The organism is Ruegeria sp. AG7, from assembly GCF_056541545.1.
Genome location: NZ_JBQFYP010000008.1, coordinates 19,906 through 43,251 on the forward strand (window position 1 = coordinate 19,906; position 23,346 = coordinate 43,251).

General features: G+C 57.4%; 25 protein-coding genes. 13 read left to right on the top strand and 12 right to left on the bottom strand.

The annotated features are described in order from the left end of the window. Positions 1-114: 114 nt before the first annotated feature. Positions 115-1,818, bottom strand: a complete 1,704-nt coding sequence (locus ACR0BF_RS12190) for an NAD(P)H-hydrate dehydratase (RefSeq protein WP_480625000.1) — start codon at positions 1,816-1,818, stop codon at positions 115-117. 169 nt (positions 1,819-1,987) lie between these two features. On the opposite strand from ACR0BF_RS12190, the gene ACR0BF_RS12195 reads away from it, so the two are divergent. From ACR0BF_RS12195 to ACR0BF_RS12210, 4 genes are all read left to right on the top strand, one after another. Then, the gene (locus tag ACR0BF_RS12195) at positions 1,988-2,326 is read left to right on the top strand and encodes a P-II family nitrogen regulator (RefSeq protein WP_480603227.1); all 339 of its coding nucleotides are present in this window, start codon (positions 1,988-1,990) and stop codon (positions 2,324-2,326) included. A 33-nt stretch (positions 2,327-2,359) separates the two neighbouring features. Then, complete coding sequence (gene glnA, locus ACR0BF_RS12200) at positions 2,360-3,766, top strand: type I glutamate--ammonia ligase (protein ID WP_480473395.1); 1,407 nt, start codon at positions 2,360-2,362, stop codon at positions 3,764-3,766. Positions 3,767-4,053: 287 nt separating this feature from the next. Next, the gene (locus tag ACR0BF_RS12205) at positions 4,054-4,842 is read left to right on the top strand and encodes a lytic murein transglycosylase (RefSeq protein WP_480473396.1); all 789 of its coding nucleotides are present in this window, start codon (positions 4,054-4,056) and stop codon (positions 4,840-4,842) included. A 198-nt stretch (positions 4,843-5,040) separates the two neighbouring features. Further along, positions 5,041-5,943: a hypothetical protein gene (locus ACR0BF_RS12210; protein ID WP_480473397.1), complete on the top strand. Its 903-nt coding sequence runs from the start codon at positions 5,041-5,043 to the stop codon at positions 5,941-5,943. 36 nt (positions 5,944-5,979) lie between these two features. On the opposite strand, the gene ACR0BF_RS12215 is transcribed toward ACR0BF_RS12210, so the two are convergent. Further along, on the bottom strand, positions 5,980-6,723 hold the full coding sequence (locus ACR0BF_RS12215) for a heme-dependent oxidative N-demethylase family protein (protein ID WP_480603224.1): 744 nt from the start codon (positions 6,721-6,723) through the stop codon (positions 5,980-5,982). A 122-nt stretch (positions 6,724-6,845) separates the two neighbouring features. On the opposite strand from ACR0BF_RS12215, the gene dddP reads away from it, so the two are divergent. After that, the gene (gene dddP / locus ACR0BF_RS12220; RefSeq protein WP_480603223.1) at positions 6,846-8,189 is read left to right on the top strand and encodes a dimethylsulfonioproprionate lyase DddP; all 1,344 of its coding nucleotides are present in this window, start codon (positions 6,846-6,848) and stop codon (positions 8,187-8,189) included. Positions 8,190-8,199: 10 nt separating this feature from the next. On the opposite strand, the gene ACR0BF_RS12225 is transcribed toward dddP, so the two are convergent. Then, a complete protein-coding gene (locus ACR0BF_RS12225) occupies positions 8,200-8,394 on the bottom strand; it encodes a hypothetical protein (RefSeq protein ID WP_480473400.1) in 195 nt (64 codons plus the stop codon). Positions 8,395-8,669: 275 nt separating this feature from the next. Between ACR0BF_RS12225 and ACR0BF_RS12230 the strand changes: the two genes are divergently transcribed. Next, positions 8,670-9,884: a bifunctional alpha/beta hydrolase/OsmC family protein gene (locus ACR0BF_RS12230; RefSeq protein ID WP_480473401.1), complete on the top strand. Its 1,215-nt coding sequence runs from the start codon at positions 8,670-8,672 to the stop codon at positions 9,882-9,884. Positions 9,885-9,916: 32 nt separating this feature from the next. Here the strand turns inward: ACR0BF_RS12230 and ACR0BF_RS12235 are convergent, their stop codons facing one another. Continuing rightward, the gene (locus tag ACR0BF_RS12235) at positions 9,917-10,234 is read right to left on the bottom strand and encodes a hypothetical protein (protein ID WP_480473402.1); all 318 of its coding nucleotides are present in this window, start codon (positions 10,232-10,234) and stop codon (positions 9,917-9,919) included. Positions 10,235-10,245: 11 nt separating this feature from the next. Beyond that, on the bottom strand, positions 10,246-10,806 hold the full coding sequence (locus tag ACR0BF_RS12240; RefSeq protein ID WP_480517493.1) for a hypothetical protein: 561 nt from the start codon (positions 10,804-10,806) through the stop codon (positions 10,246-10,248). A 353-nt stretch (positions 10,807-11,159) separates the two neighbouring features. Between ACR0BF_RS12240 and purB the strand changes: the two genes are divergently transcribed. The 5 genes from purB (at position 11,160) to ACR0BF_RS12265 (ending at position 15,599) form a co-directional block, all read left to right on the top strand. After that, positions 11,160-12,464: an adenylosuccinate lyase gene (gene purB, locus ACR0BF_RS12245; RefSeq protein ID WP_480517495.1), complete on the top strand. Its 1,305-nt coding sequence runs from the start codon at positions 11,160-11,162 to the stop codon at positions 12,462-12,464. Between the two features lie 123 nt (positions 12,465-12,587). Next, positions 12,588-12,740 carry a hypothetical protein gene (locus ACR0BF_RS12250; protein ID WP_480517497.1) on the top strand — a complete coding sequence of 51 codons (153 nt, stop codon included), beginning with the start codon at positions 12,588-12,590 and terminating at the stop codon, positions 12,738-12,740. A gap of 102 nt (positions 12,741-12,842) precedes the next feature. After that, positions 12,843-13,385 (top strand): tetratricopeptide repeat protein, encoded by a 543-nt coding sequence (locus tag ACR0BF_RS12255; RefSeq protein ID WP_267364901.1) that lies wholly within the window; start codon positions 12,843-12,845, stop codon positions 13,383-13,385. 69 nt (positions 13,386-13,454) lie between these two features. After that, positions 13,455-14,555 (top strand): flagellar motor switch protein FliG, encoded by a 1,101-nt coding sequence (locus tag ACR0BF_RS12260; RefSeq protein WP_480603215.1) that lies wholly within the window; start codon positions 13,455-13,457, stop codon positions 14,553-14,555. Between the two features lie 120 nt (positions 14,556-14,675). Continuing rightward, on the top strand, positions 14,676-15,599 hold the full coding sequence (locus ACR0BF_RS12265) for a lysophospholipid acyltransferase family protein (RefSeq protein WP_480603213.1): 924 nt from the start codon (positions 14,676-14,678) through the stop codon (positions 15,597-15,599). Here ACR0BF_RS12265 and ACR0BF_RS12270 read toward each other — a convergent pair whose 3' ends face one another. After that, positions 15,600-16,301 carry a DUF1223 domain-containing protein gene (locus ACR0BF_RS12270; RefSeq protein ID WP_480603212.1) on the bottom strand — a complete coding sequence of 234 codons (702 nt, stop codon included), beginning with the start codon at positions 16,299-16,301 and terminating at the stop codon, positions 15,600-15,602. It lies immediately after the preceding gene. Positions 16,302-16,527: 226 nt separating this feature from the next. Between ACR0BF_RS12270 and acnA the strand changes: the two genes are divergently transcribed. Then, positions 16,528-19,218 (top strand): aconitate hydratase AcnA, encoded by a 2,691-nt coding sequence (gene acnA / locus ACR0BF_RS12275; protein WP_480625001.1) that lies wholly within the window; start codon positions 16,528-16,530, stop codon positions 19,216-19,218. A gap of 135 nt (positions 19,219-19,353) precedes the next feature. Further along, entirely contained in the window at positions 19,354-20,055 is a 702-nt protein-coding gene (locus tag ACR0BF_RS12280) for an SDR family NAD(P)-dependent oxidoreductase (RefSeq protein ID WP_480492952.1), read from the top strand. Here ACR0BF_RS12280 and ACR0BF_RS12285 read toward each other — a convergent pair. From ACR0BF_RS12285 to ACR0BF_RS12310, 6 genes are all read right to left on the bottom strand, one after another. Continuing rightward, positions 20,050-20,592 carry a DsbE family thiol:disulfide interchange protein gene (locus ACR0BF_RS12285; protein WP_480625002.1) on the bottom strand — a complete coding sequence of 181 codons (543 nt, stop codon included), beginning with the start codon at positions 20,590-20,592 and terminating at the stop codon, positions 20,050-20,052. The genes ACR0BF_RS12280 and ACR0BF_RS12285 overlap by 6 nt on opposite strands. Continuing rightward, entirely contained in the window at positions 20,585-20,743 is a 159-nt protein-coding gene (gene ccmD, locus ACR0BF_RS12290) for a heme exporter protein CcmD (RefSeq protein WP_209503508.1), read from the bottom strand. Before ccmD ends, ACR0BF_RS12285 begins: the two co-directional genes overlap by 8 nt. Next, complete coding sequence (locus ACR0BF_RS12295) at positions 20,740-21,513, bottom strand: heme ABC transporter permease (RefSeq protein ID WP_480473412.1); 774 nt, start codon at positions 21,511-21,513, stop codon at positions 20,740-20,742. The genes ccmD and ACR0BF_RS12295 overlap by 4 nt, the downstream gene beginning before the upstream one ends. Before the next feature lie 61 nt (positions 21,514-21,574). Beyond that, positions 21,575-22,231: a heme exporter protein CcmB gene (gene ccmB, locus ACR0BF_RS12300; RefSeq protein ID WP_480473413.1), complete on the bottom strand. Its 657-nt coding sequence runs from the start codon at positions 22,229-22,231 to the stop codon at positions 21,575-21,577. Then, a complete protein-coding gene (gene ccmA, locus ACR0BF_RS12305) occupies positions 22,228-22,842 on the bottom strand; it encodes a heme ABC exporter ATP-binding protein CcmA (RefSeq protein WP_480517511.1) in 615 nt (204 codons plus the stop codon). The genes ccmB and ccmA overlap by 4 nt, the downstream gene beginning before the upstream one ends. 144 nt (positions 22,843-22,986) lie before the next feature. After that, positions 22,987-23,340, bottom strand: coding sequence for an Mth938-like domain-containing protein (locus ACR0BF_RS12310; RefSeq protein ID WP_480517513.1), 354 nt, complete (start codon positions 23,338-23,340; stop codon positions 22,987-22,989). Positions 23,341-23,346 lie beyond the last annotated feature (6 nt).

Sequence of the window (23,346 nt, forward strand, 5' to 3'; positions counted from 1 at the left end):
GAATAGTGATGCCTACCTATGCACCTGACAAATATGCGGTATGCATCCGCGCACATCTTGACAGCGAAAACATGCGATTCAGACAGAGCCTGAACTGCTTTCTGCCCAAAACAACTAGACATTCAGCTGTTTGAAAACACCGGGCAATTGCTCAGGCAGATCCTCGGCGATCAATCCCGGCCCGAAGCGCCGTGCGCATTCCACGTGCAGCCACGCTGCTGTCTCAGCCGCCGTCATCGGATCGACCCCCCGCGCCAATAGCCCGGCGATGTAACCGGCCAACGCATCGCCTGACCCGGCGGTTGCAAGCCAAGGGGCGGCGCGATCATAGCACGCGGCATTGATCGAACATCGCCCGTCCGGGGCCGCAATGACAGTATCCGGCCCTTTGAACAACACGACACATCCCGCACGTGCCGCTGCCTCTCGCGTTGCGTCCACCTTGGAATAGGTGGGGCCTCTGACCGGCGTTTCGCTCAGCTTTTCCGCCAGATCGGGGAACAGCCGCGCAAACTCTCCGCCATGTGGGGTCAGAACGCAGCGGTCATGCAGCATTTCGAACAGGTTTCCGGGATCACCAGCAAAAGCTGTCAGCGCATCCGCATCCAGAACCGTCGCACGTTTCGCAATCAGGGCGACCGGCACCAGGTCCCGCGCGCGCTCCAACCCCAAACCGGGGCCCAGACAAAGGGCGTTCATCCGCACGTCCTGCAACACGTCTGACAGCATTTGAGAACCATCAACGCACTGTAGCATGAGGGCAGTGATACGGCTCGCCACCTCTGCCAACGCCAAGGATGGCACCCCCAGCGTCACCAACCCTGCCCCAATCCGCAAGGCCCCCCGCGCGGCCAGACGCGCCGCACCGGATTTGCCGGGGCCACCCGAAAGGATCAGGGCATGGCCATGGGTGTATTTGTGCGCAACGACTGAAGGTAAATCGCTTTGCTTTGTCAAAAGCGTTCTTGCACGCCGCCCGCTATCGAGCTTTTGGTCGTCCAGAGTGACGCTGCGGACTGGACCCCGGCCTGCTCTTTCTCCTTGCAAAATAACCTGCCCCCAGTGCCGCTCCGACGTTTCATTCAGACCAATTTCGACGACGCTCACTTTCCGGCAATAGACCGGACCGTCGCTCAACACATGCCCAAGTTTTCTTCGTTCGAAGGTTACTGTCAGATCCGCAGAAAGGGGTCTGGCATCGGTCAGTATTCCTGCTCGGGCACCAAGCACCTTTCCGCTGTCCATGCACAGCCCCGAAGGTGAATCGACTGCCACAAAGCGAACACGTGATGACAAGCTGCAAAAATACTCCAACAATTGCCCAAGCACAGGATCAATCGGACGTGTCAACCCCGTGCCGAAAATCGCGTCCACCAAAACGTTTGGTATTCCAAAATTAGCCAGGCGGTCATTCTTCAAGCCTTCTTTTGAAAGCGCGTTGATAACACCCAACTCACCCCATCGCTGATAATTCACCCGCGCGTCCGGCGGCAGCCTGTCAGGATCGCCATATAGGAATACCTCAACCTTCCAGCCCAGTTCCCGCAAAAGACGCGCCACGACAAACCCGTCACCGCCGTTGTTTCCGGGCCCGCACAGCACGACCGCGCGCAACGGATTATCTTCATCTTTTTCCAAATACTCCGGGGAGCGCGAGGGGTTGGCCCCTCGCCTGTCCAGATCTGGCCATTCCTCGAAGATCGCCTCGACAACGCCTTGCCCTGCCCGCTCCATCAGCTCCAGGCCCGTGACCTCACCGGACTCAATGGCCGCGTGCTCGATGGCTCTCATCTGCGCCGCTGTCAGCAATTCGGACATGTCACACCCTCGCGCGATTCAGTTTCGATTACTTTTTGTGCAAACCGCCCAAAAATTAGCACAGAGCCTGATTTCAACGGATACCGACCCGACCGATACCGCAATCACGTTGCTGCCCGATCTTAGACGTGATCACTGCGCCTGAGACAACCATTCAAGGTGAGCCGGAATGAAAAAGATCGAAGCGATCATCAAGCCGTTCAAACTGGACGAAGTGAAAGAGGCGTTGCAGGACGTAGGTGTTCAGGGTCTCAGCGTCGTCGAAGTCAAAGGTTTCGGCCGTCAGAAAGGCCATACCGAGCTGTATCGTGGCGCAGAATATGTTGTCGACTTTTTGCCCAAGGTAAAGGTCGAGGTCGTATTGGACGATGACCAGGTCGATGCGGCCATCGAGGCCATCGTGTCGGCAGCCAAGACCGACAAGATCGGCGACGGTAAGATCTTTGTCTCTCTGGTTGAACAAGCCATTCGCATCCGTACCGGCGAGACCGGCTCGGACGCGCTCTAACATACCAATCTTCAAGTCAGAGGAATTAAGAGAATGAGCAAGGACGCAGTTCTTCAGCTGATCAAGGAAGAGGGCGCCGAATATGTCGACGTCCGTTTCACCGACCCCCGCGGCAAGCTGCAGCACGTGACCCTGATGGCCGATCAGGTCGACGAAGACTTCCTGGACGAAGGCTTCATGTTCGATGGCTCGTCCATCGCAGGCTGGAAGTCGATCGAAGCATCGGACATGAAGCTGATGATCGACACCGAAAGCGCATATGTTGATCCGTTCTACGCTGAGAAAACCATTTGCGTACACTGCACGGTCGTCGAGCCCGATACAGGCGAAGCCTATGAGCGTGACCCGCGCGGCACAGCGCAGAAAGCCGAAGCCTACCTGAAGGCATCGGGGATCGGCGATGTTGCATACATGGGCCCCGAAGCCGAGTTTTTCCTGTTTGACGATGTCCGTTATTCGAACACGATCAACAAGGTATCCTACGAAGTTGATGCAACTGACGCATCATGGAACACCGACACCGAATACGAAATGGGCAATACGGGCCACCGTCCGGGCGTCAAGGGTGGCTACTTCCCGGTGAACCCGATCGACGAAGCGCAGGACCTGCGGTCGGAAATGCTGTCCACCATGAAGCGTCTGGGCATGAAGGTCGACAAGCACCATCACGAAGTTGCGTCATGCCAGCACGAACTGGGCCTGATCTTCGACAGCCTGACCAAGCAGGCGGATGAACTGCAAAAGTACAAATACGTCATCCACAACGTGGCTCATGCGTACGGCAAATCGGCAACCTTCATGCCGAAGCCTATCGCAGGTGACAACGGCACCGGCATGCACGTGAACATGTCGATCTGGAAAGACGGCAAGCCACTGTTCGCGGGTGACAAATACGCTGATCTTTCGGACGAAGCGCTGTACTTCATCGGTGGTATCCTGAAGCACGCCAAGACACTGAACGCCTTCACCAACCCGGCAACCAACAGCTACAAGCGCCTGATCCCCGGTTTCGAAGCCCCAGTTCTGCGCGCCTACTCGGCCCGCAACCGATCAGGTTGTGTCCGTATTCCGTGGACCGAGAGCCCTAAAGCAAAACGTGTCGAGGCTCGATTCCCCGATCCGGCAGCGAACCCCTACCTGGCGTTTGCCGCTCTGTTGATGGCTGGCCTGGACGGCATCAAAAACAAGATCGATCCGGGCGAAGCCATGGACAAGAACCTGTACGATCTACCTGCCGAGGAACTGGCCGGTATCCCGACAGTCTGCGGCAGCTTGCGTGAAGCTCTGGAAGCGCTGGCTTCCGATCACGACTTCCTGTTGCAAGGTGACGTGTTCACCAAAGACCAGATCGACGGCTATATCGCCCTTAAGATGGAAGAGGTCGAAACCTACGAGCACACACCACACCCGGTTGAGTACGGCATGTATTACAGCTGCTAAGCAACACGGCATGGATTTACAGGGGCGCCCAAACGGGCGCCCCTGTTTCATTTGCGCCGGTCTGTCGCTGTTCAGCCTTTTCGAGCGCCATGACGCAGAATACACACTTTTTACCTTCGCCCTTGCTATCTGCCCGATGCTGAGGATCTGAAACCCTTCAAAGGCGCTCTGCAGACCAGTCAACAAGCTTTTGCAGGAGCGGTTGGTGCCACTCCAACGAACTGCTTTGCCCAATTCAAAGCTCAAGGTAGGCTGGCCTCAGATTTTAACACAACCGGATTACCTGCATGTTTCGCCTTTACGTATTATTCGCCCTGCTTGTGTCCTCGCCCCTTCTGGCCGCGCCTTGTGGGAATACCAGCGCGGGGTTCGAGGCCTGGAAGGCCGATTTCGCCCAGCAGGCCCGCAAGGCTGGTGTGAAAAAAAAGGGCCTTCAGGCGCTTGCCCAAGCTCAATACGCCACGGGCACAATTGCGGCAGACCGCAATCAGAAAAGCTTCAAATACACACTGGACAAGTTCATGCGTGTCAGAGGCGCTGATGCAATCGTCGCGCAGGGGCGCAAACGCAAGGCTGCAAATCCCGATTTCTATGCTGCGCTTGAACGGCAATACGGTGTTCCGCCGGGCATTCTGATCGCCATTCACGGCATGGAAACCGGCTTTGGCAATTTTATGGGAGACAGTCAGGTTGTTTCCGCAATCACAACACTGGCCTATGATTGTCGCCGGTCCGAGTTCTTTGTTCCGCACGCAATCGGGGCACTTAAACTGGTCGATGCAGGAAGCATTACCGTGGCGACAAAAGGGGCAAAACATGGCGAGTTGGGCCACACTCAGTTCCTGCCGGGCAACGCCCTGACCTATGGCGTCGATGCCACCGGCGACCGTCGGGTGGACTTCTATGACATGACCGACGCGCTTGCCTCGACCGCCAATTATCTTCGCAAGAAAGGGTGGAAGCCGGGGCGTGGCTATCAGCCAGGGGAGCCGAATTTTCAAGTGCTACAACAGTGGAACGCGGCCTCTGTTTATCAGCAATCCATAGCAATCATGGCCGCCCGAATCGACCAATAGGCGGTCGCACCAAAAACACACTCCGCACCCGCTTTCGCCACATTTCCGCCACAGTGACAAACAAAAGCCTTTAGTTTCTTGGTTTCCAACGCGTAACCAATACCGGAGTAAAATCACCTTTTTTGCATTTTCCGCCAAATTCTCCACACGAATGGTTGTTACAGTGTTCGCTGAACAGTACGCAAAAAGGACAGTGCAGTGGCTCGGAAGCACAGCTACCATGGCGGCCTGCAATTTAACGGCGACGCGAATGGCGCGATCGAGCGTTTTGGCACAATCGTTGCCACGACGCTGGAAGATTACGGCCATCTGGTCGAACGCAAGGCGTTGCTGAGCAATTCTGAAGCCAGCATTGTTTCAAGTCAGTATCTTGTGCGACTGACCTTGGATACAGGCACCCCCGAGCAGGAAGACCGGTACGAGCGTATGGATCGCGCCGCGGGGCTAAAAACGATAACAAAACCCCGCGCCGCAAATCCGCAAAACAGATTGGTTCTTTCAATCACGCCGGTCTCACCCCTGCTGGATGACTCCGAGATTTCGGAACTGATGATGGTCGTCATTCTGTATCGCATGGTCGACATTTGTTCGACCCGGCGCGTTGAATGGCTGTCGCCACACACGGTTCTGACGGTCGAGCAGTTTATGAGCGCCTTTGACACTCTGGCCCCCAGCCGATCACGCGACAGAAAACAAATTTTTCAGTCGCTGACCGGGCAATTCTCGGCAGTGAATGTGCCAGAGAACGGTGACACCTTAAGTGTACTTCATACTTCGACGTCCCGCCCGATCCAGCTGACAGATGAACAATTGCTCAGCATCGCGTTTCGCAGTGAAGATACAAACATGCCAGGTCAGGAAACGTTCGATGACGACGATGGTGTCGTAAAGCCAAGCGACGTTCTGCGTCTCAGCAGTTGGTGCATGACGGGTGTACTGGCAGGCGTTTCGACCCCGATTGCCCTGTCAATGGCTGCAGTGAATCTGATCCGGGGTGAAGATTTTCGCCTCAACACCCAGGTGCTTGTCTTTACCTTCGCGATAGTTGCCCTGAACGCAACAAACGCGTTTGCCGATGTTGCGGCCGCCTTGGGCCAATAAGAGAATTACAGAAGACCCTCCTTGGATGCCCCGCCTTCAGGCGGGGTTTTCCATTTTGGGAACCGCGTTCGCCGCCAGAACATAAGTGTGGATTGAAAAGACGACCGCATCCGTTTTCGGCAAGCGCAGCAGGGTTTGCCGCTCACTTCTCAGGTAAGACGTTTTACGTCGATCTGTGACGCCCCGCCTGTCACTGGCGCTTCGGGGTTGAAACAGTTCGGGGTCTTCATACCAAAGCGCGTTAAAGCGCCAGAGCGGACGACCGGGCTGTATCCCGTCGAACAGGCGCTGCACCCGCTTGGCGATATTGTCGTCGTAACTTGCAACAGGCACATGGATGTCGATCAGTGGTCGCATGAATTTCTCGGACAAAAGCCAGCTGGCCGGGAAACACAGGATTGCGCCGGTCAATACATGTTCAGTTCCGCGCTTTTGAAGGATGCAAAAATCCTCCTGAACCAGCCTGCACAATGTATCAAGCGGCTGCGCCCGGTCGACTGCGACGGTCGCACCATCGGGTCTGACGACCTCCTCACCCGCATTGGGATAGACCTGCGACACCACAAGGTCGAGCAGTTCCCGAGCAGCGGATTCAGCCTGCGGATCAAGCGCCAGAACGTCATCGCGGCGTTCTGTCAGCAGCTTCTCCCGGCGTTGCATCTGACCGGCAAAAGCCTCGTCCCGATGCAACCAATTTTCCATCGTTGCAGGCTGTATACCCGGTAAAGCACGCGGGTTGCCGACATCATATGGTATTTTTTCCTGCAGAACTTTATTCATACCAGCGACTTAGCATAGGTCGAAATTTTTGTCGGTCGAAAACGACAGGTTCGCCGTCGCATTTTTCCAAGACGATCCACATGGGCACCTTAGGTTTGACCGAACAAGCAACGAGGTCCGTCATGAACAAGCATTACCGAGACACGCGCAAGATTGACCCCTGCCGAGGCGCTACGCTGGGCGATGGCACGCCAAATGAGAATGACCGGATCGAGATCGGGCCGACACAGCTGGCTTTTGACGAATGGGCTGCGGCAGGTCTGGAATTGCCCAATCTTGCACGGATGCGGGAACACCGCTGGAAGCGACTGACGCAGGCCATCGTTGATCGCGGATATGGTGGTTTGCTGGTTTTTGACCCGCTGAACATCCGCTATGCGACCGACAGCACGAACATGCAGTTGTGGAATACGCATAACCCGTTTCGCGCGGTGCTGTTATGTGCCGATGGCTATATGGTGATCTGGGACTACAAGAACTCACCTTTTCTCAGCACGTTCAATCCGCTGGTGCGCGAGCAGCGTTCAGGCGCGGATCTGTTTTACTTCGACCGTGGCGACAAGGTGAATATAGCGGCAGATGTCTTCTCGAACGAGGTGCGCGTGCTGATCGATGCGCATGGCGGCGGCAACAAACGTTTGGCCGTCGACAAGATCATGTTGCACGGTCTGCGCGCGCTTGAGGCGCAGGGCTTTGAGGTCATGGAAGGCGAAGAGCTGACCGAAAAGACCCGTTCCGTGAAGGGGCCAGATGAGATTCTGGCCATGCGCTGTGCCAATCACGCCTGTGAAACCGCTGTAGCGGAAATGGAGAGCTTTGCGCGCGCCAATGTCGGCAATGGCAGGACAACCGAGGATGATATCTGGGCTGTTCTGCACGCGGAAAACATCCGGCGCGGTGGCGAGTGGATCGAGACCCGCCTGTTGGCGTCAGGCCAACGCACGAACCCCTGGTTCCAGGAATGCGGCCCGCGCATCACGCAGCAAAACGAAATCATCGCCTTCGACACCGACCTGATCGGGTCTTACGGGATTTGCATCGATATCTCGCGTACATGGTGGATTGGTGACCAAAAGCCCCGCCCTGACATGATCTATGCCATGCAGCACGCGCATGAACACATCATGACCAACATGCAAATGCTGAAGCCCGGTGTGATGATCCCGGAACTTACGGCCATGTCGCACAGGCTTGACGACAAGTTTCAGGCGCAGAAATACGGCTGCCTGATGCACGGAGTGGGATTGTGTGATGAATGGCCGCTGGTCGCGTATCCGGACAAAGCCGTCGAAGGCGCCTATGACTATCCGCTGGAGCCAGGCATGGTGTTGTGCGTCGAAGCCTGTGTCGGCGAAGTCGGTGGCGATTTCAGCATCAAGCTTGAGGATCAGGTTCTCATTACCGAAACCGGGTATGAGAACCTGTCCAGATATCCCTTTGACCCCCAATTGATGGGGATCGAATAAGGCCGGGCCTTCACTCCGACCAATGGGACCGGCGGACGTTTCCATGCCAGTCTTCCGTGGCAGGGCTGATCTGAACCTGTGAGCCACCTTGGGGTGCGGGCCAGGATTGGCCGACCGCAAACCCGGCAACGCCGGCCAGAATAATGGCCAGGATCATACGTGAACGCAGGTCGGGTATCTGGGGCGCAATATCTGCATGTGACATCTGTGTCTCCTGTTTCAGCTTTCATGAACTACAGATGGGATGTGCAGAGACATAAGTGTAACGAATGTTTGTTCTGATTGTCATCATCGTTCTTGATATTAATAGAAAGTGAGAGTTCCGCCGCCGTGCAACACGAAAACGGCGGGGATCTTGTGCAGTCTGTGAAACACCCATTCGTTCTCACCTTCCCGTTACGCGTGTGACTTAAGGGTTGTGACCGAAGGGTCAAATACACAGTATTGGGCGTGTTCCCCCGTACCACTTAAGGAGCCGACATGCCCACGGAACGCATCACTTTTGCCGGACATGACGGCAGCCAATTGGCGGCGCGACTGGATTTGCCGGACGGACCAGTGCTGGCAACGGCCCTGTTCGCCCATTGCTTTACCTGTTCCAAGGATATCCCGGCCGCCCGGCGCATTTCTGCCCGTCTGGCTGCCATGGGTATCGCGGTGCTTCGGTTCGATTTCACCGGGCTGGGCCATTCAGAAGGCGAATTCGCCAACACGACCTTCACTTCGAATGTCGAGGACCTGATTTCAGCCGCGCAATATCTGGCCGGTCGAAACATGGCACCTGCCCTGCTGATCGGCCACTCGCTTGGTGGCGCGGCGGTGCTGCGGGCGCGGGCTGGTATTCCGACTGTAAAAGCCGTCGTGACATTGGGTGCTCCGGCGGACCCCGCCCATGTATCGCATCACTTTGAGGCGGCGCTGCCTCAGATCGAAGAGGACGGCAGTGCCGAGGTCTCTCTGGGTGGTCGCCCCTTCCGAATTGGTAAGGCTTTTGTGGACGATATTGCCAAATCAGCCCTGTCATCTGCAATCGCCGACCTCAAAGCTGCCCTGTTGATCCTTCATGCTCCACGCGACGAAACGGTCAGCATCGACAATGCGAGCGCGATCTTTATGGCCGCGAAACACCCCAAAAGCTTTGTAACTCTCGACGATGCCGATCATCTGATCACGCGCGCCTCTGACGCCGAATATGCAGCAGATGTCATCGCCGCTTGGGTTTCGCGCTATGTGAAACTGTGCCCGCCCGCTCCGCCACCGGGTGCGCCAGAGGGCGTTGTGCGCATAACAGAAGCAGATCCGGGCGGGTTCATGCAGGATATTCAGGCCGGTCCAAACCACCATCTGGTCGCGGATGAGCCCGCATCCTATGGCGGTACGGACAAGGGCATGTCGCCTTATGGCTTTGTCTCGGCCGGTTTGGGGGCCTGCACATCGATGACAATACGCATGTACGCCAGGCGCAAAGGCTGGCCCCTGACAAATGTCAGCGTCGATGTGTGTCATGACAAAGTTCATGCGCAGGATGCCGGATTGGTGAATGACGGCAAGGTGGACCAGTTTCGCCGGAAAATCCGCCTGAGCGGTCCGCTGGATCAGGAGCAAAGGCAACGTTTGCTTGAGATTGCGGACAAGTGCCCGGTTCACCGGACGCTCGAAGGCTCGGCCCACATAACGACCGAGCTTCTTTCATAAGAAAGGCCGCCTGACAGGCGGCCTTTTGTTCCTTAGCGTCGCGGGCCCGGTCGATGAATGGGCGGGCGGGCAACCGGTGGGCGCGCCACAGGTGGGCGCGGGCGCGCGGGAGGTTTGGCCACAGGCGGTTTCGGACGCTCGGGGCGCACTGGTCGATCAGGCCGGTTGGGACGATCAACGTCAATATCCACATTAACGTCATGGTAATAGTCGTTCCACAGCATCGAGTCGTAAAACGGGTCATACCCGTACCCGACCCCGACCGTCACACCGTCACAGGCCGACAGCGTCAAAGTCGCGATCCCAAACCCCAGCGCAAGGGACATCCGTTTGATCAGTCTAACACTCATCGCTCCCTCCCTCACTGAAGTGCCCGGAACGACGCGAAAACGGCGTTAAGATCATCTGCATAACTCGGGTCCGCCCCGTCCCGCAGAATGGCAACTGCGATGGCAACCCGGCCTTGCGGAAGGTCAATGACGGTGGCGGAAAAGCTTACTCCCTTGCCGTCCCGGTGCCCGGTGCCCCGAAACACGCGGGCTGGCAACCCGCCAATACGGGTATCGCTGGTGCTGGTCGTCGTCGGGTCTTTGACCAGAAACTTGTCGATATCCTGCAAGTACCGGACGCCGCCCTGAATTGTTCCAACCCCCGAAGGTGATACGAAACCCATCCACACTGCGTCGTCTGTCACCGGCCGGAGCCCCATAACCCGCGCGACCGCGCGGGCATCGCCCAGTTCGGTATCCTCAATCTCGCGCGGGCCGCCGGTGCGAAGGATCCAGAAGTCGGGTACGTCAAACCGAAAAAGCGCTCGGCCTTCCTCGGTGTAGGTCACGGGTGTGTCAGCCAGTGCTGGTGCAGCTGCGCCGACGCAAAAAGCACCACAGAGGGCAAGTATCGAACGTGAAAACAAACGCATATCTCAATAACCTGATTATTTCCTTCCTTTCAGATTGAACAGTCAATGTGCTGTTTGTCCAGCATCGCTTGGCAGCAAGGTCAAGACGGGCATCAACCCCAACTGGCGGCATGATCCGGTGAGAACTAATGCGGGTACAAAACCTGCCTTGTAGCGGCACCCTGCCCGTCACTGCCACACCAAGTCCTTTGCAATACAGTTTCCCGAACCCGTCTGCTGCTGAAAAGCCCGAACAGACGGCAAGAATCAGGGCAAACCGTCTCATATGCGCTCTCGCATCTTGTTCCCTACCTCGCACGCAGCTAAACCCCGCGCCAACGCCTCATCCAATCTGCAAAAAGGTGCCGTCGCCTATGATTCCCCGTTATTCCCGCCCCGACATGGTCGCCATCTGGTCGCCTGAGACCAAGTTCCGCATCTGGTACGAGATCGAGGCGCACGCGTGCGACGCCATGGCGGATCTGGGCGTGATCCCGCGCGAAAATGCGGACGCTGTCTGGAAAGCCAAGGATGTGGAATTCGATGTCGCCCGCATCGACGAGATCGAGGCCGTCACCAAGCATGACGTTATCGCCTTCCTGACCCATCTTGCAGAGCATGTCGGCAGTGAAGAGGCGCGTTTTGTGCATCAGGGCATGACCAGCTCGGACGTGCTGGACACTTGTTTCAACGTACAGCTGACCCGCGCTGCCGACATCCTGATTGCCGATTTGGAAGGGCTTCTGGCCGCGCTCAAGCGCCGCGCGATGGAACATAAGAACACGGTTCGTATCGGACGCAGCCACGGCATCCACGCCGAACCGACAACCATGGGTTTGACCTTTGCCCGCTTCTACGCCGAGATGGACCGCAACCTGTCCCGGATGCGCGATGCGCGTGCGGAAATCGCCACCGGAGCGATCAGCGGCGCGGTTGGTACCTTTGCCAATATTGATCCCGCGGTCGAGGAACATGTCTGTGACAAGCTGGGGCTGGTGCCTGAGCCGATCAGCACGCAGGTCATTCCGCGCGACCGCCATGCGGCCTTCTTTGCCACGCTGGGCGTTATCGCCAGCAGCATCGAGAACATTGCCATCGAAATCCGCCACATGCAGCGGACCGAGGTGCTGGAGGGGGCTGAGTTCTTCTCGATGGGCCAGAAAGGCTCCTCGGCGATGCCGCACAAGAAAAATCCGGTGCTAACCGAAAACCTGACCGGTCTGGCGCGCATGGTTCGCGCGGCCGTAATACCGGCGATGGAGAATGTTGCGCTCTGGCACGAACGCGATATCTCGCATTCTTCGGTCGAGCGCATGATCGGTCCGGATGCCACGATCACGCTGGATTTTGCGCTGGCACGGCTGACAGGCGTGGTCGACAAGATGCTGATCTTCCCCGAGAACATGATCGAGAACATGAACAAGTTTCCCGGCCTTGTCATGAGTCAGCGGGTTCTGTTGGCACTGACACAAGCGGGCGTAAGCCGTGAGGACGCCTATGCCATGGTACAGCGCAACGCGTTGAAGGTTTGGGAACACCGCACCGACTTCAAGGAGGAACTGTTGGCGGATGCTGATGTAACTGCCGCACTAAGCCCTGCGGAGATCGAAGAGAAATTCGACCTCGGGTATCACACCAAGCATGTCGATACGATCTTTGCGCGCGTGTTTGGAGAATAACGGACATCTTTTCAGTCTGTTAGCCGGGGGTGCTCTGCCGCGTGCAGAGCACCCCCTTGCTTTTTGCCAGATCAACGGAAATGCGGTATCCTGCATGTGCTTTTTCCATACGAGGGAAACATCATGATCCGAACAATCCTAAGCGCATTGGCACTGGTTCTTGTGGCCTCGGCCGGGCTTGCCTGCGAGCAGCATTCCAAACAGACCCAATCCTGCGCTCCCGGTACGGCCTGGGATACTGAAACAAAAAGCTGCGCGAAATCTGTCAACAGCTGACAATTTTTGTCCAGTTCGTGAATAAAAGCGTCCGTTCCCCTGTTAGCTTTTTTGTAGATCGCACTATGATTTCAATAAGAGCCCCGAGAACGGAGTAAAGAAATGCGCCTTTTGTTAGCTTCTGCCCTTGCATTGCAAGCCTTTGCCTTCGCGCCAGCTGTCCATGCCGCAGGCGGTGACAGCAGCAGCCCGCCGAAACCGACGAATACAACCAAGAAATGCCTGTTCGGCCGTGTATATGACGAAACCCGTGGAAAATGCGTCAAACCTGACAAGTCAAACCTGACAGATGATCAGCTGTATAATGCGGTCCGCGAACTGGCCTATGACGGGCAATACGGGCACGCTCAGGACATTCTGCGCATCATGGATCAGGACGACGATCGTGTCCTGACCTATTGGGGTTTCACCTATCGCAAGATGGGCGAGCTTGAACTGGCAAATGTCTTTTATCAAAACGCGATCAATGCCAACCCGGACAATCTTTTGGCGCGCAGCTACATGGCGCAGGGGTTTGTGTCCGAAGGCCGAACCGATCTGGCGATCGAGCAATGGCGCGAAATAAAGGCCCGTGGCGGAGAAGGCACCTGGGCCGAGGCGTCGCTGCGTGAAGCGATCCGAACGGGTCTGACATACAGTTATTAAGGTTCAGGGTTATTTAACCCGACTCTCTCTAATCTGCCTGTGGTACGAATACTTTGGCTCCACAGGCAGATGCAAAACACCAACGCATTAATTCAGACGGTTCAAGGGGCTTCGGCCCCGTTTTCCGCAGGGGGTGGCGACAGCCCGCGCCTTGTTCCCCGATCTTTAACCAGCCGTCAGAAGGCGGCCGTCGTCGTGCGCCTGTTGTTGAACGAAGGTGCCGATCTTCCGCTGGAGGAGCTTCCCGACGACCTGCAAGAAAAACTAACACATCAATTGGGGGAAATGGGTCTTGTGGATCGCGTGACCCTGGGTGCCGTGGCACAGGAGTTCAGCGAAGCCCTGGACAATGTCGGTCTGGCCTTTCCACATGGGCTTGCCGGGGCCTTGGATGCCGTCAGTGGAAAAATCACACCCGCAACAGCGGCACGTTTGCGCAAAATTGCCGGAGTTCGTCAGATCGGTGATCCCTGGCAAAGGTTGCGCGACATTCCAGCCCAGAACCTTGCGACCATGGCACAGGCGGAAAGCACCGAAGTGGCCGCTGTGATGCTATCGAAAATGGATACGGCACAGGCGGCGCAGATGCTGGGGCACATGCCGGGTCCGGTGGCGAGGCGGATCACCTACGCAATCTCGAAAACAGCAAATGTCACACCCGAAGCGGTTGAGCGTATTGGCTGGTCACTGGCTGCTCAGCTGGATCAGCGGCCTGTTCAGGCCTTCAATGACGGTCCGGGCGCGCGGGTGGGTGCAATCCTGAACCAGTCTGCGTCCGCCACGCGCGACGACCTGCTGAACGCGCTGGATGAGGACGACGCTGATTTTGCCGATCTGGTGCGCCGGTCGATCTTTACCTTCGCCCATATCTCCAGCCGGATTTCGCCCCGTGATGTTCCAGCGATATTGCGGGAAGTCGATCAGCCTGTTCTGGTCGCGGCCCTGGCTGGTGCCGCCGCGGATGATGACAAGGCATCTGTCGAGTTTCTGCTGTCGAATATCTCCTCTCGTATGGCAGAAAACCTGCGCGAGGAAATCGCGGAACGCGGGCGGGTCAAGCAATCTGAGGCCGAAGATGCCATGACCCAGATTGTTGGGGCGGTTCGTGCCCTGTCTGACGCCGGAACAATTACGCTGATTGAAAAGGAAGAAGACGAAAGCACGGGTTGAGGCAGGAACAGGCGCTCCCACAAAATCGTTGGGGCGGCCATTTCGCTTGGGTGCTTGAGGTTACGGGTACCGGGTTGTATGTCTTAGGCAACATTTCGCAACACGCGGTGAGACACCTCCATGCCCGTCGAAAAGTCGGAGCTCAGCCGGTTTGAGCTTGGAAAATACTATGTCGCCAATATGTTCCTGCAGGGAATCATCAGCGCTATGCGCCTGCTTCCTTATGAAAGGCGCATAGCGACCATGGGTGCAATCATGAAAACCCTTGCACCCGTCGTTGGATTTCGAACCCGCGTCCGCCGGAATCTAAAGCTCACCTGCCCTGAATTGTCTGACGTCGAGATCACAAAGATCTATCGTGACGTGTCGGATAATGCCGGTCGGGCAATAATGGAGCATTTCTCACCCGAAGGTTTTATCGAACGTCAGGTGAACGCCAAGATATCCGGGCCCGGTATTGCTGCATTTGACGCCGCGATCGCCGAAGGGCGCCCGGTGATGATGATCACGGCGCATTTCGGTCACTATCTGGCCGCACGCGTCGCCCTGCAGAAACACAGCGGCAAACCGATAGGATGCCTTTACCGGCGGATGGCCAATCCTTATTTCAACGACGCCTATGTCGAAGCTTTTTACAAAACCGGCGCGCCGATGTTCGAACAGGGGCGGCGCGGTATGGTCGAAATGGTCCGGTCACTCAAGAACGGTGGAATTATCGCTATCGTATCCGACCTGCATGCGTTGGGGGGCGAAGAGCTGACATTCTTCGGCAAGCCTGCCGTGACATCCGTGTTGAACGCAGAACTGGCCATCAAGTACAAGGCCGTACTTATACCGTGCTATGCCGTGCGCCAGCCTAATGGCATCGACTTTGAAATCATCCTGCATGATCCCGTTCCGCACACGGACCCAAAGACGATGACTCAGTTCACCAATGACGATCTGGAACAGATCGTGCGGCAGCATATGGGACAGTGGTTCTGGATCCATCGGCGCTGGAAAAGCTGGAACGGGCTTGGCGTCCAACCGGACAACCTGCCCTGATCACTTGGCCCATGTCGCGGCAACAATCGGCCCGTGACCGGCCCTTTGCACAAGCACGACGGCTGGCAAGTCTAGTTCCAGCTGCGCCGAGTAAGTCTGCGGTGTTTGCCCATCCCACTGGCCCGCAATCTGCCAGGTTTCGACAACATTGGCATAATCCAACTCCCGCCCGGCTAACTCTCCACGACGGATCGAGGCATGGCGCAGGGGCGAATACTGAACGATACGCACGTCATAGGTCTCACCTTCGGGCAATTCCACAGGTGTCACACTCACGGTCACTTCGTCTGCGTCTCGGGTCGCGGTCACCGCTGCCTCGGGGGCGGCCGTTAGATGCGCATCAATCAGACGGTCGAGCTCCTGAGCCTGAGCGCCGACGATATCGTGCTGACCATTTATGATCATCTGGGGCGTATAGATCATGGATTTTCCGTTTTCGCGGGCATAAGCCCGTTGCCGGAACGTGTGATCAGGATCGGCATATTCGTCCTTCCAGCCGATGTAATCCCAATAGTCGACATGCAGTGCCAGCCCGATGACATCGTCGCGTTTCGCCAGCTCATGCATGATCCGGTCCGCCGGCGGGCAAGATGAACACCCCTGTGAGGTGAACAGCTCAACCACCACAGGATCCTCACCGGACATGGATTGGGTGGCGAACAGGCAGGATACAAGGGCGGTCAAAGCAGCGGGTTTGAACATAAAAACTCTCGGATTGAACGGGTGTTTTCTGGGATAGCCGTTTTGCCGCTCAACCGCCAATCAACGTTTCTTGAGGGCGGCTTCTGCAATTCACTGCCTAAATGTGTGCAATGGTATACAAAATTGCAAATCCAGTGCTATTGAACCTTGAACCAACGGCTTGGGTGATGCAGATAACACTCAGCGATGCCCGAAATCCAAGCCATTTGAGAAGGGAGGCCACCAGATGCCCATTAAAGTCGGACAGGATACCGCCAAGACACGCCGCAGCCTGAACGTGAATGGCAAATCCATTTCCTACTATTCGATCCCCGCCGCGCAGCAGGCCGGATTGGGTGATTTCTCCAACCTTCCTGCCGCGTTGAAAGTCGTGCTGGAGAACATGCTCCGATTTGAAGACAGCGGCTTTTCGGTCTCGGTCGATGACATTAAGGCATTTGCCGAATGGGGTGCCAATGGCGGCAAGAACCCGCGCGAGATTGCATACCGCCCTGCCCGCGTGCTGATGCAGGACTTCACCGGTGTTCCCGCGGTGGTCGATCTGGCCGCCATGCGCGACGGGATCAAAGGCCTGGGCGGTGACGCACAGAAGATCAACCCGCTGAACCCGGTCGATCTGGTTATCGACCACTCGGTCATGATCGACGAGTTCGGGAACCCGCGTGCGTTCCAGATGAACGTCGACCGCGAATACGAGCGCAACATGGAACGCTATCAGTTCCTGAAATGGGGTCAGAACGCGTTCAACAATTTCCGCGTAGTGCCTCCCGGCACCGGTATCTGCCATCAGGTGAACCTGGAATATCTGGCGCAGACAGTCTGGACGGACACCGATCAGAACGGCGAAGAAGTTGCCTATCCCGACACGCTGGTTGGCACCGACAGCCACACCACCATGGTCAACGGCATGGCCGTTTTGGGGTGGGGCGTTGGCGGAATCGAGGCGGAGGCTGCAATGCTGGGTCAGCCGATCTCGATGCTGATCCCTGAGGTGATCGGTTTTGAGTTGACCGGCTCTATGGTCGAAGGCACCACCGGTACAGACCTTGTTCTGAAGGTTGTCGAAATGTTGCGCGCCAAGGGCGTGGTGGGCAAGTTCGTCGAATTCTATGGCGAGGGGCTGGACCGCCTGCCGCTGGCTGACCGTGCAACCATTGCCAACATGGCGCCGGAATACGGCGCAACATGCGGCTTCTTCCCGATCGACGGCGAAACCCTTCGCTACATGCGCAACACCGGCCGCGACGAAGACCGCATCACGCTGGTCGAAGCCTACGCCAAGGAAAACGGGTTCTGGAGAGGCCCGGATTATGCACCGATCTACACCGACACTCTGTCGCTGGACATGGGCACAATCGTTCCAGCAATTTCAGGCCCGAAACGCCCGCAGGACTACGTCGCGCTGACCAACGCCAAGGCCGCTTTCACCAAGGAAATGAAAGAGACCTTCAAGCGCCCGATGGGCAAGGAAGTCGCGGTCAAGGGCGAAGACTACACCATGGAGTCGGGCAAGGTTGTAATTGCTTCGATCACCTCCTGCACCAACACGTCGAACCCTTACGTGATGATCGGTGCAGGCCTTGTGGCCCGCAAAGCCGCAGCGCTGGGTCTGAACCGCAAGCCTTGGGTCAAAACCTCGCTGGCGCCCGGTTCGCAGGTTGTATCGGCCTATCTTGAGGCCGCTGGACTGCAAGAAGATCTGGACAAGGTCGGTTTCAACCTTGTTGGGTACGGCTGCACCACCTGCATCGGCAACTCGGGCCCGATCCAGAAAGAAATCTCTGAAGCCATTTCCGAGGGCGATCTGGTCGCCACGTCGGTTCTGTCCGGCAACCGTAATTTCGAAGGCCGTATCTCACCGGATGTCCGCGCCAACTATCTGGCTTCGCCGCCATTGGTTGTTGTCTATGCGCTGGCAGGTACGCTCGACATCGATCTGACGTCCGAACCTATCGGTCAGGACAAGAACGGCAACAACGTCTTCATGAAGGACATTTGGCCGACCCAAAGCGAAATCGCGGAACTGGTTGAAGCGACCGTAACCCGCGAAGCGTTCCAGTCGAAATATGCGGACGTCTTCAAGGGGGATGAGAAATGGCAAAGCGTAGAGGTTCCGCAACAGGAAACCTATGACTGGCCGCCAACGTCGACCTACATCCAAAACCCGCCCTATTTCCAGGGTATGGGGGCGGAACCGGGCACGATCTCGAATATCGAAGGCGCCAAAGTTCTGGCCATTCTGGGCGACATGGTGACCACCGACCATATCTCACCCGCGGGGTCATTCGCAGCAACGACGCCGGCAGGCAAATACCTGACCGACCGTCAGGTTCAACCGCGCGAATTCAACTCTTACGGCTCGCGACGGGGCAACCACGAAGTCATGATGCGCGGCACCTTTGCCAATATCCGCATCAAGAACGAGATGTTGGACGGAGTTGAGGGCGGCTATACCAAAGGCCCGGATGGCGAACAGACATCAATCTACGACGCCTCGATGGCCTTTCAGGCCAATGGCACCCCGCTGGTCGTGTTTGGTGGCGAACAATACGGCGCGGGCTCAAGCCGTGACTGGGCGGCCAAGGGCACCGCACTGCTGGGTGTCAAAGCCGTGATTGCGGAAAGCTTTGAGCGAATCCACCGGTCCAATCTGGTTGGCATGGGCGTTATCCCGTTCGAATTCACCGGTGGAGATACCCGCAAAACCCTGGGTTTGAAGGGGAACGAAACCGTCTCGATCCACGGTCTGGATACGGTCGAGCCGTTGCAGATCGTGCCCTGCACCATCACCTATGCAGATGGGGCTGAGACGACCATCCAGTTGAAATGCCGGATCGATACCGCGCCTGAGATCGAATACATCGAAAACGGCGGCGTGCTGCATTACGTGCTGAGAAATCTGGCGAAGGCTGGCTGAGGTACGCAGCGAATAAGTAAGTTTTGAGGGCGCCTTCGGGCGTCCTTTCTTTTGCAAGGCTCTGCCTCGCGCTCCGAAGTTTTATTCAGCAAAAGAAGTTGGATACACGCGGCACTCTGAAAACAGGAGGTGGTTATGGAAAAGGTGGCGTTGGTAACAGGCGGGGCGCGGGGTATTGGACACGCCATCGTAGAGGAGTTGAGCCGCGACCATAGGGTGGCGTTCACTTGGTTGTCCACCAACCCTCGGGCGACGCTATTGCGGGGGGAAGCTTTGGCGATCCGTTCGGATCTGACGGCTCCTGATCAACCTGCGGCGGTGATTGCGCAAGTGATGGAGCGGTTTGGACGACTTGATGTGATCGTGAACAATGCTGGGTTGGTTCGATCGACGCCAAAAGAGGAGTTCCAAGCGGAGGAGCATCGCGCCATTCTGGACATGAATCTGCTAGTCCCCGCTGCTTTGCTGGCTGCAGCTTTGCCACATTTGGAACGGGGCGCCGCCATTGTCAGTATCTCGTCGATGAATGCAGTGTTGCCGCCCCGTGATGCTGTCACTTATGGTGCCAGCAAGGCGGCTCTGAACCTGTGGACCCGTGCCATGGCCAAAGAGTTGGGGCCAAACGGGATACGCGTCAATGCTGTGGCCCCCGGTGCGATCAACATTCCTGAAGCGCCTCGTTCGGAAGAACTGACAGAACTTTTCGTGAAGGATACTGCGTTGGGCCGGGCCGGACGGCCCGAGGATATAGCCAAAGTGATCAGGTTTCTGGCGTCGGACGCGGCCTCGTTCATCACAGGTGAAGTTTTGTCCGTAACGGGAGGCTATCGTTTATGAACCGCCCGCAGCTTTCTCAAGCGCAGGCCGGATGGTGCTTGCGATGACACGCTGCGTAATCGGGCCAGCAAAGCGCAGAATGATCGTTCCGTCACCGTCGATCACGTAGGTCTCGGGAACGCCGTACAGACCCCAGTCAATCGCCATACGGCCCTGTTCGTCGCGGCCCATGGCGGTGTACGGATCACCAAGGTCATCCAGGAAAGCCTCGGCATTGCTCAGCTTGTCTTTGTAGTTGATGCCGTAAACCGGGATGCCTTCAGCCGCCAGAGCCTCGAGGTTGGGGTGCTCGGCGCGGCATGGCGCGCACCAACTGGCCCAATAGTTGACCAGCTTGACCTCTCCGTTGCGCAGCGTTTCATCGTCGAAAAGGGTCTTTCCCGGAAACTCGGTGAGAACCACGGGCGGCGCCGGTTGCCCTTCGCGGGCCGAGGGCAAGGCGTTGGGATCTTCGCGAAACATGCCAATGCCTGCGAGAACCGCGAATGCGCCAAAAATCAGAGGCGGCGCAATCATCAGGGGCGAGATTTTAACCATTGCGCGACATCCTCTGTTCGACCTTCTCCATTTCCGCACGCACCTTGCGCCCGCGCATCACGCTGAACGCAACCAGTGCCACGATAAGGGCAATGGAAACGGCATAAGACGACAAAACGGCGTCTGCATATTTTCCAAGATCGGGGATCATCCGCCCACCCTTTCCCGTGCCTGTAGCGCCTTGATACGACGGGCGCGAATTTCCGTTCCGGTGCGGTACAACACCAAGGCGATGAACAGCAGAACAAATCCGATGATGCAGGCCAGCAGGGGGTAGAAAAAGACATTGCTGACCTTCTCTTCCGTATCCGCCCCGGTAACGGCCCCCGCCCGCATGACCGATGCGCCCTGATGCAGGCCCTGATTCCAGAAATTCACCGCATACCGGCTGAGGATCGCAAAGACCGACCCCACCAGACACAGAACCGAGGTCAGGTCGGCTGCGGTATCCGGATCTTCGATAGCTTCCCACAAGGCGACATAGCCAAGGTAGAACAGAAACAGGATCAGGAACGATGTCAGGCGCGGATCCCAGGCCCACCATGTGCCCCACATGGGCTGTCCCCAGATGGCCCCCGTCAGCAGCGCTATCAGGGTCATTACGATCCCGATCGGTGCAGCAGCGCGTGCCGCAAGCGCGCTGACATGGTGGCGACGCACCAGCCAAACCAATGAGGTGGCAAGCATCATCAGCCAGCAATTGATCGCCATCAGGGCCGCCGGAACATGCAGATAGATGATCTTGACGGTCGACCCCTGCTTGTAGTCGTCCGGTGTAAAGAAAAAGCCCCATGTCAGACCGACAACGATGCAGATGGTCGAGACAATCCAGAAAAACGGCAGGACCCGTTCGCTGGTTTCAAGAAACTTGCGAGGGTTGGCATATTCCCAGAGGGCGTTGGCTTTGGCTGCGATTGACATGGGCCCTATCTAGTCCGAGTTGGGGTGGTTCTCAATTGACATCCATCAAACTTGTCGCGGTTCACCGCAGATTGATACGTAGCACGGCAGCGCTGGCAAAGGGCAACAATGCAATGGTCGCCGCCGTGATCCCGGCCAGCATCAGCAGTGGTGTCTGCACCTCCATCCCTGTTGCACCGCGTCGGGCAACTTCGGCCCCGAATATCAGGGTGGGGACGTAAAGCGGCAACACAAGAAGCGACAGCAATAGCCCGCCACGTTTCAGACCAACGGTCAGCGCAGCACCAAATGTCCCGATGACGCTCATGGCCGGGGTACCTATCAACAGCGAGATGACCAGCCAGAAGAACCCCGGCACCGGCAGGTTCAGAAGTACGCCCAGAAACGGCGCGGCCAGAACCAGCGGCAAACCAGTGGTCAGCCAATGGGCCAGCGCCTTGACTGTGACAACCGATTCAAGCGGCAGCGGTGCCGTGGCCAGCAGATCGAGCGAGCCGTCTTCCCAGTCCAGTGCCAGCAGGCGGTCAAGCGACAGAAGGCAAGCCAGCAAGGCCCCCAGCCAGAGCACACCGGGCGCAATCGTGGACAGCAGCGAGGATTGCGGCCCCACCGCAAATGGCACCATCACAGTCACGATCAGGAAAAAGGCCAGACCCAGCCCAAACCCGCCGCCCGCGCGGAAAGCCAGTTTCAGGTCGCGCAGCAACAGGGCGATCACAGGAAACCTCCGTCGAAATCGTCGATGGGTTTGGGTTTGGCCTTGTTCGGACCGACGTCCAGAACCTCGCCATCTAGGCCAAGGTCGATATGGGTGGCGATCAGGGCTGACCCACCCTGCCCCAGATGTGCCCGCACAGCGTCGGCAAACATTTGCACAGCGTTTCTGTCCAGCGAGACGGTCGGCTCGTCCAGCATCCAGATCGGCCGCCCTGTGACCAGCATCCGCGCCAGCCCCAGACGCCGTTTCTGACCTGCCGACAGGTTGCCGGCGTGACGGTCGGCGAGTTCGTTCAGGTCAAATGCGTCCAGCGCCGGCTGGATGTCATATGTGCCAAAGACCGAGGCCCAGAATGTCAGGTTTTCCGTCACTGACAGCGTCGGTTTGAGCCCGTCTGAATGGGACGCGTAGGCGATCTGGTCATCGGCCCCTTCGATCTTGCCTTCCAGCGGAGGCTGCAAGCCAGCCAACGTACGCAGTAGGGTCGTTTTGCCAATACCATTCGGGCCGCGCAGGATCAGAGCTTTGCCCGGCGGCAGCTGAAAGCTGAGGCCCTCAAGGACGGGAACACCGCCACGGGTGATCGACAGATCTGTTACAGTCAAAGTCATGAGACCCGCTTAACGGATTGTCAGCAGGGGCAAAAGGCGAGATTTGCCGCAGGATGCCAGCGCACCACCGCTGCCTCATGTCGGAGTGAGGGGCCAGCCCCTCACACTCCCCGGGATATTTTCGGCCAGATGAAGAGGATCCCGTCAGACAGGGATCAGCGCGAGTGCAATACGACGGCCTTCAGCGAGCAGCACGTTGTAGGTGCGACAGGCGGCAGGGGAGTTCATGATTTCGACACCAAGTCCGGCATTCTCCAGCTCAACCCTCAGGGATTGAGGGATGTGGGCCATGTCCGCGCCCGTACCGATGAGCAGGACGTCGATCCTGCCCACCAATTCCAGAAGGGGGTGTCGGTCGTCAAAACCGCCCCACTCTGCAGGGCCTGCCGGGCCTGTCAGGATAGCGCCGTGGAAGACATCACCGCCAATTCGGAAAAAACCGGGGCCATAACCGTCTACGGGTTTGGCATCTGTAAAAGTAATCTGATTCAGACGCATGATGTC